Origin of the sequence: Chryseobacterium sp. JAH, from assembly GCF_001507335.1 — a bacterium.
Taxonomy (GTDB): domain Bacteria; phylum Bacteroidota; class Bacteroidia; order Flavobacteriales; family Weeksellaceae; genus Chryseobacterium.
The window spans coordinates 362,787-377,061 of record NZ_LMAH01000002.1 but is presented as its reverse complement, the minus strand read 5'-3'; the positions used below and the strand labels follow the sequence as shown (position 1 = coordinate 377,061).

Genomic DNA, 14,275 nt, shown 5'->3' with positions numbered 1-14,275 from the left:
TATGCAATTTGACGAAATCGATAAAAAACTGCTGCTTTTTCTACAACAAGACTGTAAGCAAACCACCAAAGAGTTGTCTTATAAACTCGGTTTGTCAATTACTGCAGTCTATGAACGAGTAAGAAAGCTTGAAAATAATGGCGTAATTTCAAAGTACGTGTCCATTTTGGACAAAACTAAGATTGATAAAAATTTTATTATTCTCTGTCATGTAAAATTGACTCAGCATAAAAAAGAATATGTGCTTCGGTTTGAAAAAGAAGTGATGACTTTAGATGAGGTGACAGAATGCTTCCATGTAAGTGGTGACTATGATTATATTCTGAAAATCTGTGTAAAAGACATGGAAGATTACCGAAATTTTATGTTGAGCAAGCTTACCACAATTCAACATATTGCGAGTACACAAAGTTCATTCACCATTTCTGAAGTGAAAAATACGACCGAATTAATTTTGTAATTTATTTAAACCAAAACCCCATTCTTAGAAGCGATAGGTTCCGGAAGATCATCATGCTCTCCAATCATTTGAAGAAGGTCGATCTCAATTGTTCGGCAGATAGATAGCATGGGAATGTCAAACATTAATCCGCCAAAAGGATTTTCAGAATAATCACCCACCAGTTCCATGATGATATAAATCCAGCCTACAATCACACAGAAAGGAATACAGGTCCAGATTCCCCAATCGCCTAATTTGCTGAATTCGCTCACCAAACCTAATGGTAAAAGAATAATGAAGATGACGATGAAAATAAATCCAGAGTTGGCAAACTGTCGTGGTGAGGGGAATTTTTTAATTCTTTCTGCCTGTCCCTGATAATCATAAAAATCATTCAGGCAATTCTGAAGTTGCATCTGATCAAAATCAGTAATGACTTTTTTATTCTTTAAATAGTTTAAATCTTTTGCCTGTTTTGAATTGAGGTATGTAGCGAAATTTTTATAGTCTTCCTGCAGTTCAAATTCGTCTTCCGAAAGATATTTTTGTTGGAAAAGGTGTGTTCTTACATAATCCGGAAATCCGGCTTTAATCAATCGGTTTCTTTTTGTATTGATCTCTCCGAAATGTCTGTCAAGACTCATATGTTCCCATTCTGTAGGAATCAAAAGCTGCTCCCTCAATGTGTAAAGCCATGCAATATGACGGTAAACGAGCTGTTTCTTAAAGTCTTTAATGTAATGCATTTCGCCTTTTTCTGTGTCAAATGCACAAAGCATCGATGTAAATGATCGGCTAGAATTGACGATGGCTCCCCAAATTTTTCTGGCTTCCCAAAGTCGGTCGTAAGCCTGATTGCTTTTAAAACCTACGAAGAATGCAACTGCTGTACCCACCAACGTCAATGGAACTAACGGAATCGTCATCCACTGCCATTCGAAAAAGTAATAGATAGCTGCTACAAAAGTGCTCCATGCAGTTAGCCAGATAAGATGGATCCCTGCAAGATTGGCAATTTGTTTATAGTTGAAATATTTTGTTGTGATCATTTTAAAAATAGATTATTACTCCAAGTTAACAAAAACCGTACAAAAAAACCTCTAAAAATAATTTAGAGGTTTTAATTTTTAATATTTCAACATTTCGTCGATTTTCTTCGAGAGCTTTTCAGCATTTGGAAGCATTTCTTTTTCTAAAATTAAATTAATAGGAACTGCCGGGGTGTCTAATGAACCCATCGTTTCTACAGGAGCATCAAGATATTTAAAACAGTTTTTAGAAATCCTGTGTGCAAAAGCTTCGGCAAATGAATTATTCAGTTGTTCTTCTGTTAAAACAATACATTTTCCGTGGGCTTTTACTCTTTCAAAAACCAGTTCTTCATCCAGAGGAATGATGGTTCTTAAATCGATTACTTCCACTTTTCCACCGAAGTTTTTCACGGCTTCTTTTGCCCAGTAAACTCCCATTCCGTAAGTGATTACGACAACGGTATTTCCTTTTTTAATTTCATTTTCATCAGCCTCAATCACTACTTTTCCTTTTCCGAAAGGTAAAATGTAATCTTCTGCAGGTTCGATGGTTTTTGCATCTTCAGTTCCCGGAACTTTACTCCAGTACAAACCTTTATGCTCCAGCATCACTACAGGATTCGGGTCATAATAAGCTGCTTTCAATAAACCTTTAAAATCGGCTGCATTGCTTGGATAAGCAATTTTAATTCCTTTAATATTCGCTAAAATACTTTCAACACTTCCACTGTGGTAAGGTCCGCCGCCGCCGTAAGCTCCAATCGGAACTCTGATGATATTGCTTACAGGAAATTTCCCGTTGCTTAAATAATTTGATTTTGAAATTTCGGTAATCAACTGGTTAATTCCCGGATAAATATAATCGGCAAACTGAACTTCAACAATCGGTTTTAAACCAACTGCACTCATTCCAGTCGTAGAACCAATGATATAAGCTTCTTGAATGGCTGTATTGAAAACTCTTTTGCTGCCGAATTTCTTCCCTAACGTTACCGTCTCACGAAAAACTCCTCCGATTCTTTCACCAACATCCTGCCCGTAGAGTAAGGCTTCAGGATGTTTCCACATCAATTCCTGAATGGCATGAATAGCTGCATCAACCATCACTATTTTTTCGCCTCCTTCTGGTTCGCGGGTTCCCACTTCTTCTGTAATCGGAGTCGGTGCAAAAATATGTTGCATCACGGTTTCAGGCTTCGGGTCTTCGGCTTTTTGAGCTCTTTCAAATGCTTCTTCAGCTTCCAGTCTTGCCTTTTTGGTGATTTGCTTTAATAATTCTTCATCGGTACCAGACTCCAGCAATTGATTTCGCAGGATTTCTCCCGGATCTTTTGCTCTGTGTTTTGTTAAATCTTCTTCGTCTCTATAAAATTCTCTTCTTACTCCCGAAGTGTGGTGACCAATCAAAACTGTTTTTGCACAGACAACCAATGGTTTTCTTTCGGTTCTTACAAAATCAACCGCTTTTTTCATTACCTCAAAACTTTCCGCGAAATTAGTTCCGTCTACTCTCATTCTTCCCAAACCTTCAAAACCAGCCACAAAATCATAAGCATCTACAGTTCTCGCTTCTTCTTTGGTCACAGAAATTCCCCATTCATTATCCTGAACTAAGAAAATGATGGGAAGTTGGTGCAAAGCCGCAAACTGAAACGCCTCACTCACTTCACCTTCCGTTACAGAATTGTCTCCCAAACTACAGATGACAACAGGATTGTTTTCAAATTTTTCTAATTCAAAATCTTCAATATATTTGATTCCCTGAGCAACTCCTGTCGTAGGAATCGTCTGCATTCCTGTTGCTGAACTCTGGTGGATCATCTTCGGCATATTTTCGTTTCTGCTCGAAGGGTGAGAATAATATGATCTTCCACCCGAAAAAGGATCGTCAGCTTTTGCTAACAACTGAAGCATCAGCTGATAAGGCTCGAAACCAATTCCCAACAAAATACTTTCATCTCTGTAATAAGGAGAAACCCAGTCTTCTTTTTTCAACTGATAAGCTGTTGCCAACTGAATTGCTTCATGGCCTCTCGAAGTACTGTGTACATATTTGCAAACATTTCTGTTCTCCTCATAGATATCTGCCATTGCTTTGGCAAGCATCATGTGGTTGTAAGCTTTAAGTAAAATATCCTGTGAAACTTTTTCGTGAAGTGTATTTTCCATAGAAAGCAAAGATAAACATATTTTGGATTTTTGAAAATAATTACCTAACAATTGATAGGTAAAATTGTTTTTTGCGTAAAAACTTTAAATGAAACCAATGTGAATAAAGTAAATAGCTCAAAACGTATGTGTGCTAACATATTAAATTTTGTATTTTTTTTTAGAATATCTCAACAGATTCCCAAGCCTGAAATTATGATAAAGAGCAAAATTTAAACTAACTTTACATTCTTTTTTTAATTAAAAGTCAGACAGAATTTATGTATTTAGTTTTTGACACAGAAACGACAGGTTTACCAAAAAATTTCAATGCACCGCTTTCAGATTCAGACAACTGGCCGAGAATGGTTCAGATTGCATGGCAGTTGCATGATGATAACGGGCAGTTAATTGAAAACCAGGATTATATAATTAAACCGGAAGGTTACGACATACCATTTAATGCCGCAAGAATTCACGGTATTACAACAAAAATTGCCAATGAAGAAGGTCGTGATCTGGAGGAGATTTTAAATGAATTTGCCCAAGTTTTAGAAAGAGTAAGAGTTGTTTCTGGACACAATGTGGAGTTCGATTACAATATTGTCGGAGCAGAATTTTTCAGAAAAAATATTCAGGATAACCTTCAGGAAAAGCCAAAAGCTGATACCATGATTCTGGGAACAGATTACTGTCAGCTTGGCGGGGGGAGAGGCGGAAGATACAAATCTCCGAAACTTGAAGAGTTGTATGAAAAATTATACGGTCACAAGTTTGACGAAGCACATAATGCTGCAGCTGACGTAAATGCAACGGCTCAGGTTTTCTTCGAAATGATGCGTATCGGAATTATTCCTTCTGAGGTTTTGAAAACTTCAGAAGATCAGTTGGCATATTTTAAAACGCTTCATCCGAATCCTATAAAACCTTTCGATATTGTTATCAGAAGACAGGTTGCAGATTTTAATAATAAGAAAAAACAATCTGATGTAGGGAGTATTGATGATATTGATTTAGGTAGATATTTCAATTTCGATAATAAAAGTGTTTTTTCAACATTGACTGCGACATCGAGCATAAACGATTTAATAAAAAAGGCCACCGAAGAGAATTTTCCTGCCGTAGGAATGGTCGATTTGGGAAATATGATGGGTGCTTTTAAATTCGTTTCTGCTGTAGAGTCTGCCAACTCGGACCGTTCAAAAAAACATAAAGAATATTTAGCCAAAAAGCAGGAAGCTGAAGAAAATAAAACTGAGTTCAATGAAACTGAACCTATTTCTGAGCCTTTAATTCCTGTCGTTGGTTGTGAATTTTACATTTCAGACCGTTACGAACAGAAACAATTTACTAAAGATGATCCTGATAGAAGGACGCAGGTTGTTTTATTGGCGAAAGATTTCAACGGATATAAAAATTTAGCAAAACTGTCAAGTATAGGTTTCTTGAAAGGATTCTATTTTGGAGTTCCAAGGATTAGCCGTGAATTGATTGCTGAATATAAAGAAGGATTAATTGCTTTGACATCGGGTATTAATGGAGATGTACCTGATGCGATCTTAAATACGGGTGAACAAAAAGGGGAGGAGCTTTTTAAGTGGTGGAAAGAAACTTTTGAAGATGATTTTTATGTACAGATTCAAAATCATAAACTGCCAGAGGAAGAGCATTTGAATGATGTTTTATTACACTTTGCAGATAAATATGGTGTTAAACTTTTAGCGCAGAATCAAACGTACTATACAGAAAAAGACGATTCCAATATTCAGGATATTGTAAGCTGTATCAAAGATGGCGAAAAGCTTACAACACCTGTTGGAAAAGGCTTCGGAAAGAGAAGGGGTTTAGCGGGCGGAGAATATTACATCAAAAATGCCCATGAAATCAAAGAGACTTTTCTGAATTACCCTGATGCATTTGATGCTTACGAGGAGTTTACGGCAAAATTCAGTCCTTATACTTTAAAGAGAGATGTTCTCTTGCCTAAATTTGATATTCCTGAAGAGTTTCTTCATGCAGAAGATGAAGTTGATGGAGGAAAACGTGGTGAGATGGCGTACTTGACGCATTTAACTTACGAAGGAGCAAGAAAGCGCTATGTGGAAACAGGAATCACCGATGAAATTAAAGAGCGTCTTGATTTTGAGCTGGAGGTCGTAGCCAATACAGGTTACCCAGGGTACTTTTTGATTGTGCAGGATTTTTGTAACGAAGCAAGGAACATGGGAGTTTGGGTTGGTCCCGGTCGTGGTTCTGCTGCAGGTTCTGTAGTTGCCTACTGTACAGGGATTACCAACGTTGACCCCATTAAATACGATTTGCTTTTTGAGAGATTCCTAAATCCTGAAAGGATTTCAATGCCCGATATTGATATTGATTTTGATGATGAAGGTCGTGATAAGATTATCAAGTGGGTAGTTGAGAAGTATGGTAAGAATCAGGTAGCGCAGATTATTACTTACTCAGTTTTGGGAGGAAAATCGGCGATTAAAGATGCCGGAAGGGTTTTAGACTTGCCAATTCCCGATACGAATAATATTGCAAAGTTGATTCCGCCAAGTCCGGGAATGAATATTGCCAAAGCGTTAGCTAAATATGATAAGCTGAAACCTGAAGAGCAGCAGCTTGTTGACGAGATGAAGTACGTTCTCAATACACCAGATGATGCGCGCCACGGTGTTCTTGCAAGTGCCAAAAAGATGGAAGGCTGTATCAGAAATACAGGAATTCACGCGTGTGGAGTCATTATTACACCCGAAGATGTAAGTAATTTGGTTCCGGTAACGATTGCGGCAAAAGATGCGGATATCTTGGTTTCTCAGTTTGACAACTCGGTTGCAGAAAGCGCAGGGCTTCTGAAAATGGACTTCCTGGGTCTGCGGACGTTAACGATTATTAAAGATGCTTTAAAATTAGTAAAACAGAGACATAATGTAGATATTGATCCCGATATGATTCCTCTGGACGACAGTAAAACCTATCAGTTATTTAAAGAAGGTCGTACGGTCGGGATTTTCCAGTATGAAAGTCCGGGAATGCAGAAGTATATGCGTGAGCTGAAACCAACCGTTTTTGCTGATTTGATTGCCATGAACGCTTTGTATCGTCCGGGACCGATTAAATATATTCCAAACTTTATCAACAGAAAGCACGGAATTGAAGAAATTATTTATGATTTACCTGAAACTGAGGAGTATTTAAAAGAAACCTATGGGATCACTGTTTATCAGGAGCAGGTAATGCTTTTGTCTCAAAAATTAGCCAATTTTACAAAAGGTGAGGCAGATACTTTGAGAAAGGCGATGGGTAAAAAGCAAATTGAAGTCCTGAACAAAATGTATCCGAAGTTTATTGAAGGCGGAAGAAAAAATAATTTGGATGAAGGCCCTTTAGAAAAAATATGGAATGACTGGAAAGCCTTTGCAGAGTATGCTTTCAACAAATCTCACTCCACCTGCTATGCACTAATTGCCTACCAAACGGCATATTTAAAAGCTAATTATCCAGCAGAATATATGGCGAGCGTGATGAGTAACAACATCAACAATACAGATTCTATTACTATGTTTATGGAAGACTGCAAAAGTATTGGTGTAGATGTTTTAGGACCTGACGTCAATGAATCTCAATATAAGTTTTCTGTAAATGAAAAAGGTCAAATTCGCTTTGGTTTGGGAGCAATTAAAGGAATTGGGGAAGGGCCAAGTGAAGGAATTACCAAAGAGAGAGCCAACGGAAGATTTAAAAATATTTATGATTTCTTTGAAAGGATTCTGCCATCACAAATGAATAAGAGGGTAGCGGAAAGTTTGGTTTTAGCCGGTGCTTTTGATGGATTTACTGCTTATCACAGAGGTCAGTATTTTGATATTGATATGACAGGCAAAACAAATTTGGAACGACTGATCAGGTACGGACAGAGTTTTCAGGAAAGTAAAAATGAGATGGAGAATTCTCTTTTTGCAGATTTTGCAGAGGAAGTTCAGATTGAGCAACCCAAATTACTACCCTGTCCGGAATGGCCAAACATGCATAAATTAAATAAAGAAAAAGAAATCATAGGATTTTATCTTTCTGCACATCCGTTGGATGAATTTAAATATCATTACCAGTTTATGCAGGGTAAACTTTCGAAAAAAGCCGTTTTAGAAAAAGAAGATGAGGTAAAAGCGGTAATCGATGATGTGGTTCCGATTTTAGAAGCTGATGATAAAGATGAAGCAGTAGATATTGCAGAAATTATTTCTGATGATATCGCTGCAGGTGAAGAAGAAATTATCGAAGAAACCGTCAAAAAAGCTGAACCAAAAGGCAATTTTGGATTTTTGAATCTTGATGAAGTTGATGCATATAAGGAACAGGCTTTTGCAAACAAGCCTGCAGAATTGTTTGAAGAAAAAAAGAAAGATTGGAAAACGCTGCAGAAGGAAAGAGAAAACGGTGGTGGTGGAAAAGAATATACCGTTGCGGGATTGATAACGGAATATGTAGTAAAGGACGGTTTTAAAAGTGGTGAAAAAGTAGCATTCTTAACTGTGGAAGATTACTCCGGTTCCTATTCTTTCAGATTAGGAGACCGAGATTATATGAGATTGAAAGAAAAGTTAGAAGTTCAGCGTTTTGTTATATTAAAGATAAAATTTGCTCAAGTGAAAGATGGACGTGTCTTCGTGAATGTAGTTGATGTTATTGAGCTACAGGAAGCATTTGAAAAGTATGCAAAAAGTATTTCATTGGTGATGGATGTGATGGATTTTAGAAGAGAAGATCTGGAATTTTTTAGAAATGTTCTCGATCAGAATAAAGGAAATCAAAAATTTAAAGTTTTAATTAAAAATTCTGATGAAAATTCTGATATGGAACTGCAGTCTATGAGATATTCTGTTGATTTAAATGGTGATTTAATTAAAGAGATTCAACTGTTGAATAAATATGAGTTTTATTTAAACTAAGTTTCATTTTTATACCCCATATTTTTGAGTGTTTTACTTTTGACAAGAAAGATAGGAAACACTATTTCTATATAAAATTTATGAGAGACAGTCAGTTTGACTGTCTTTTTTCTTTCACCTAATCACAAATTGATGATTTTTTTGTTTCATTTAATGATTACTTACGGTGTTTATAGGTTACAATTAAAAAAAACAATAAACATTTTCTGGAATAGATAGTGTCTGTGAACGTTGAGTGAATTAATTGTTATAAGAAATGTGTTAATATCTTAAAATAGTTTATGTTTTGCGTAATAAAACGTTTTTAGTGTTGTCAATCGTAAAAAAAATATTTACTTTTATTTAATAATAGTTAAAATAGATATTAAATGAAAAAAGCTTATTTTTTGGTACTTTTCCTGACAATGATCAGGTTAAGTGCGCAAACTTATTGTACTCCGAATTATCCAAGTGGATGTGACGGTGGTGATCAAATAGATGATTTCACAATCTCCACTGCGGGATTTAGTCATCTAGATACGGGATGCTCCGTTGGAACCTATGGAGATTACTATGCAACACACACGATTACATTGTCGCCCACAATTACCTATTCATTTTCTGTAACTCATAATTATTCCAGTCAGTATGTGAAAATTTGGGCAGATTTTAATAATGATGGTACCTTTGATGAAACTACTGAATTACTTGGTTCCGGCTCTAGCGGTAGTACAACGACAACCAATGGGACTGTAACATTACCTGCTTCGGCTACACCAGGAACTTACAGGGTTAGAGTTGCCGACCGATGGAATATTGATCCTATACCATGTGATGTAGGTGGTTACGGTGAAGCACACGACTATAAACTTATTGTGACTGCACCTCCAACATGTATTGCTCCATCGGCTTTGGTAGTTTCCAATATTACAACAAGCACTATTAATCTTGCATGGACTGCACCTGCTACCTTGCCAAGCTTAGGATACGATATCTTTTACAGTAATACAGGAGTTGTTCCTACAGCTACAACAGTACCAAATCTTAATTCTACTACAACTAGTGCTACAATAAACCAATTGGCACCAGGTAGCAACTACTGTGTTTGGGTGAGAGCAAAATGTACTACTACTGATGCAAGTGTTTGGGTAAATACTTGTTTTGTCACTGCTTGTGCTACGGCAACTATTCCTTATTTCTTAGATTTTGAAAATGCGACAGCTCCTGCAATGCCAATATGTACGCTTGCTACAAATGGTGGATCTGCTAATAATTGGGTAATCAGTGACGATCCAGGAAATGGTTTTACCAACAAAACATTAACCTATTATTACGATTCTCAAAACCCGGCCAACGCATGGTTTTTCACGCAAGGGATCAATTTAGTTGGTGGAACTACTTATAGAATCAAATATAAATATGGTAACAATAGTGCTAGCTACTCTGAAAAAATGAAAGTTACCTACGGTACTGACGCAACTCCGGCTGCACAGACTACAGTTTTACATGATTATACCAATATTATTGATGTACAAACTCCAGTAACTGATTTTTATGCATTGACTCCAGCTACCAGTGGTGTGTATTATTTTGGATTTAATGTGTATTCAGATGCTAATATGTATAACTTATATGTTGATGATATTCTTGTTGAAGTTAATCCTTCTTGTGCTGAGCCAAATGCATTATCAGTGACAGCAGTTACTGCATTTACTGCTACAGTATCATGGGCTGCTCCAACTCCGGTACCATCTATTGGATATGAATATTATCGATCAACAAGCAATACGGTTCCATCTGCAACAACGGTTGCTACAGGATCTGCTAGCAGTGCCACTGTAAATCTCGCATCACTATTGGCGTCTACTACATACTATGTATGGGTACGATCAGTATGTACTTCTACAGATAAAAGTGCCTGGTCTTCAGTTGCTACTTTCACAACTGAATCTTTCTGTCCGGTTGTCACGAGCCCTGCAGATGGCCTTATCAATATGCCTGTAACTCCTACGATCAATTGGACAACTATGGCTGGAGCTACAGGGTATAGAATTACAGTAGGAACTACATCAGGAGGTTCGAATGTTCTTAATAACATTGATGTAGGAAATGTGACTTCATATACTTTTACTGTTCCGTTAGCTAATAGTACTGAGTATTTTTATACTATTAATGCTTATGGCGCAGGTGTTATCTCAAATTCTTGTTCTGTAAGAAGCTTTACAACCGCATGTGCAGCGATTACTCCAAATTATACAAATGACTTCACAAGCATTGCCGCTTCTTGTTGGGGGCAGGCATCAGGAGGTTCTGCAACTGGCGGATCAACAGGTAATACTGAGTACTGGGTTGAAGACGGATTTCTTAATAATGGTTCAACCGGAGCAGCTAAAATTAATTTGTATTCTGATAGTAAAACTGGTTGGTTATTATCACCGACTTTCAATTTGTCAGGAGCATCTTATGACTTGAAATTTGATTATGGAATGACAGAGTGGAATACAACCAATGCGTCAACTTTGGGATCAGACGATGTGATACAAGTTTTAATGTCAAATAACAATGGAGCAACCTGGACGGTTATTCAGACATGGAATTCATCTACAGTTATCTCGAATACCTCTACTCAGTTTACATATACTGTATCGGGCGGAACTAACCAAATGAAATTTGCGATTTTCGCTACCGAAGGCACAATAGATGATTCAGCGGATATTGATTTCTTTGTTGATAATTTCTTAGTTACGCAGTCTGCTTTATCTACAGTAGAGAATACTTTAACTAAAAATAACATAAAGGCATATCCTAATCCATTTACTGATGTTTTAAACATCTCAGATGTGAAAAATGTTAGATCAATTTCAGTAGTAGATATCGCAGGTAGAGTTGTTAAAACATTCGAGAAACCAAGCTCTGATCTTCAGCTGCGCGAATTAAATGCAGGAATGTATTTAGTGGTTCTTACGATGAATGACGGTTCCAAGCAAACTTTGAAGGCGATTAAAAAATAATTATTTAATTACATATCAAATTTAGTAATGGCGACTTTTTAGTCGTCATTACTGTTGTTATAGATATTCGGTAAATTATCAGGAAAAACAAAATCAATTCCTTCTGTACTAGGGAATATGACAAAGTTGAAATTTTAGATAAATCCAAATGTACATTTTATAAATTCTTTAATCTTGGTAATATGTAAGGAACAACAATTTCATAATTACCTGCGGTATTTTACAATGAAAATCTAAATGTTGATATCTCTCTAAGTTTGTAACGACTGTAATTCCTTGTGGAATTTCCTTCAATCAGATTGTGTTGGTTATGACATTCAATAATGATCACATGTGCTTTTAGTATTTATTGTTATGCTTAAGCAGGAATTGATAAGAGTTTTAATATCTGTACAGAAAAACTGCGCCGCCATCGGTCAATAATGGCGGCGCAGTTTTCCTTATAAATTACATTCTTTCCGGTTGCAGGATTATTTGCAAAGATTTAAAAGCGTTCTTAAATAAAAAAGAGTGTTTATTCAGTTTGTGGAACTGGTTGTATATCTCCAGTATTCATCAGGTCAAAAACAGTCGGGAAAAACATCACGAGTATAAAATAGATGATGATCATCAATATGATTAAAGCGAATAAGATAATCACTAAACTGTTGGGTCTGTTTTTCTTTTGTGGTTCCATGATTTTTGAGGTATTAGATTAATAGATTAATTTGATAAAAAATACTATGCTAATTTCTTGCCACACTGCTTGCAATATCTCGCATCATCGTCAATATCTTCATTTCCACATCGTTCGCAGATCAATTCAAGGTTTTGTCTTTTGTTTCTCATTTCGGCAGTTACAATTCCGGTAGGGACTGCGATGATAGAATACCCTGCCAACATCAAAATCACAGCAAAGAATTTACCCATCGGGGTAATAGGAGAGACATCGCCGTATCCTACTGTTGTCACTGTAACCACTGCCCAGTAAATCGATTGCGGAATCGTCTCAAATCCCGGTCTTCCACCTTCTACCATAAACATTAGAGAACCAACGATAACCGAGAATATGATTAAAAATAAAAGGAAAATGTAAATTTTCCGTGAACTGTTTTTCAAAGCTCTCACAATGACAAAACCATCGTTCATAAAATCCAGCAAATTAAAAATCCTAAAAACTCTCAACATTCTCAGCATTCTGAAAATCAGAAAATATTTGGTGACAGGAAAAAAGAAACTCAGATAAAACGGAACAAGAGAAAGAAAATCTATGATTCCAAAAAAACTAAAGATGTAATGTTTTTTATTTTTAACGACTGCTATTCTCATCCAGTATTCTGCCGTGAAAATTACAGAAATAATCCATTCACAGATGATGAAATAAACGTGGAATTTTTTGTCGAGTTTCGGTATGCTCTCCATCATGATGATCGAAGTACTTACCAGAATCAGAGAGAGGAGTGCAACGTCAAACAATTTGCCCAACTTAGTGTCTGACCGGTAAATTACACGGTACAGGAATCTTTTCCAGAGTTTATCTCCCGGTACAAGATTATGTTCTTTCTCCATGATCAGAGTTTTTTTTAAATTTAGCAAATTATCCCTATTTTCGTAAACAAACTTACAGAATAAAATGACAATACAAAAAGTAATTGCAGAGATTGAAAAGCATATCGCAATGCCACAAGCAGAAGACTTTGATAATGTAGGACTTCTATGTGGTCTCTCTGAACGTAATGTTTCCGGAATTTTAGTATGTCACGATGCTTTGGAAAGTGTGGTTGATGAAGCTGTTCAAAGAAATTGTAATTTGATTGTTTGTTTTCATCCGATCATTTTTTCTGGTTTAAAATCTCTTACAGGTAAAAATTATGTAGAACGAGCAGTTTTGAAGGCTATTGAGAATAAAGTGGCAATTTATGCCATTCATACCGCTTTTGATAATGATTTTCGTGGAGTAAATGCAGGAATCTGCAATCTTTTAGGTTTGAAAAATCTAAAAATTCTTCAGCCTAAAAAAAATAATTTGAAACAGCTGACCGTTTTTGTTCCCAGAGAATATTCTGAAAATGTAAAAGAGGCGCTTTTCTCTGCAGGAGCTGGAAACATTGGTTTTTATGATGAATGCAGTTTTAAAATTGAAGGTAAGGGAACTTTCAGACCTACTGTAGGTTCGAATCCTTTTTCAGGGCAGCAAAATATTCGTGAAAATGCAGATGAGGATATGATTTCTGTTATTTTTGAATCTTTTAAACAAAACCAGATTGTTGCAGCAATGAAAGCAGCTCATCCTTACGAAGAGGTGGCACATCAGATTTATCAGCTGGAAAATGAAAATCATTATTCTGGTTTAGGAATGTATGGTGAATTTGAAACTGAAATGGATGAAAAAGATTTTCTGAGTTTTGTAAAAGATCAATTTAGTTTAAATATCATTAAACATTCAGATCTAAATAATAAAAAAATTAAAAAGGTCGGCGTTTTGGGAGGTTCGGGCGCAAGCGGAATAAAAGCTGCGGTTTCAAAAAAATGCGACGCCTATCTCACCGGAGATCTTAAATACCATGATTATTTTCTGGCAGAATCTAAAATGCTGATTTGTGATATAGGACATTACGAATCTGAGCAATTGGTAAGTCAACAATTATTTGAAATTTTGTCACAAAAATTTAGTACATTTGCAGTCTTAAAATCTAGTGAAAAAACAAACCCAGTAAATTATTTCCTATAGAT

At 36.2% G+C, this 14,275-nt stretch carries 8 protein-coding genes; 4 read left to right on the top strand and 4 right to left on the bottom strand.

The window, feature by feature from the left end:
* Position 1: 1 nt before the first annotated feature.
* Positions 2-460, top strand: coding sequence for an Lrp/AsnC family transcriptional regulator (locus AR685_RS05350; protein WP_059124143.1), 459 nt, complete (start codon positions 2-4; stop codon positions 458-460).
* 5 nt (positions 461-465) lie between these two features.
* Here the strand turns inward: AR685_RS05350 and AR685_RS05345 are convergent, their stop codons facing one another.
* Together AR685_RS05345 and AR685_RS05340 are read right to left on the bottom strand one after the other, a co-directional pair.
* Entirely contained in the window at positions 466-1,491 is a 1,026-nt protein-coding gene (locus AR685_RS05345; RefSeq protein ID WP_059123941.1) for a bestrophin family protein, read from the bottom strand.
* Between the two features lie 78 nt (positions 1,492-1,569).
* Complete coding sequence (locus AR685_RS05340) at positions 1,570-3,642, bottom strand: thiamine pyrophosphate-dependent enzyme (RefSeq protein WP_059123940.1); 2,073 nt, start codon at positions 3,640-3,642, stop codon at positions 1,570-1,572.
* A gap of 260 nt (positions 3,643-3,902) precedes the next feature.
* On the opposite strand from AR685_RS05340, the gene dnaE reads away from it, so the two are divergent.
* Together dnaE and AR685_RS05330 are read left to right on the top strand one after the other, a co-directional pair.
* Positions 3,903-8,573, top strand: a complete 4,671-nt coding sequence (gene dnaE / locus AR685_RS05335) for a DNA polymerase III subunit alpha (protein ID WP_059123939.1) — start codon at positions 3,903-3,905, stop codon at positions 8,571-8,573.
* A 368-nt stretch (positions 8,574-8,941) separates the two neighbouring features.
* A complete protein-coding gene (locus tag AR685_RS05330; RefSeq protein ID WP_059123938.1) occupies positions 8,942-11,563 on the top strand; it encodes a GEVED domain-containing protein in 2,622 nt (873 codons plus the stop codon).
* A 514-nt stretch (positions 11,564-12,077) separates the two neighbouring features.
* On the opposite strand, the gene AR685_RS18075 is transcribed toward AR685_RS05330, so the two are convergent.
* Positions 12,078-12,239, bottom strand: coding sequence for a hypothetical protein (locus AR685_RS18075; RefSeq protein ID WP_156122476.1), 162 nt, complete (start codon positions 12,237-12,239; stop codon positions 12,078-12,080).
* Positions 12,240-12,283: 44 nt separating this feature from the next.
* Complete coding sequence (locus AR685_RS05325) at positions 12,284-13,111, bottom strand: ion transporter (RefSeq protein WP_047442740.1); 828 nt, start codon at positions 13,109-13,111, stop codon at positions 12,284-12,286.
* Positions 13,112-13,175: 64 nt separating this feature from the next.
* Between AR685_RS05325 and AR685_RS05320 the strand changes: the two genes are divergently transcribed.
* A complete protein-coding gene (locus AR685_RS05320) occupies positions 13,176-14,273 on the top strand; it encodes a Nif3-like dinuclear metal center hexameric protein (RefSeq protein WP_059123937.1) in 1,098 nt (365 codons plus the stop codon).
* Positions 14,274-14,275: the final 2 nt, after the last annotated feature.

What these genes read in the sequence shown, in the direction of transcription:
- AR685_RS05350 (WP_059124143.1), top strand. Translation starts at nt 2, where the DNA reads ATGCAATTTGACGAAATCGATAAAAAACTGCTGCTTTTTCTACAACAA.
- AR685_RS05345 (WP_059123941.1), bottom strand. Translation starts at nt 1,491, where the DNA reads ATGATCACAACAAAATATTTCAACTATAAACAAATTGCCAATCTTGCA.
- AR685_RS05330 (WP_059123938.1), top strand. Translation starts at nt 8,942, where the DNA reads ATGAAAAAAGCTTATTTTTTGGTACTTTTCCTGACAATGATCAGGTTA.
- AR685_RS18075 (WP_156122476.1), bottom strand. Translation starts at nt 12,239, where the DNA reads ATGGAACCACAAAAGAAAAACAGACCCAACAGTTTAGTGATTATCTTA.
- AR685_RS05320 (WP_059123937.1), top strand. Translation starts at nt 13,176, where the DNA reads ATGACAATACAAAAAGTAATTGCAGAGATTGAAAAGCATATCGCAATG.
- dnaE (WP_059123939.1), top strand. Translation starts at nt 3,903, where the DNA reads ATGTATTTAGTTTTTGACACAGAAACGACAGGTTTACCAAAAAATTTC.
- AR685_RS05325 (WP_047442740.1), bottom strand. Translation starts at nt 13,111, where the DNA reads ATGGAGAAAGAACATAATCTTGTACCGGGAGATAAACTCTGGAAAAGA.
- AR685_RS05340 (WP_059123940.1), bottom strand. Translation starts at nt 3,642, where the DNA reads ATGGAAAATACACTTCACGAAAAAGTTTCACAGGATATTTTACTTAAA.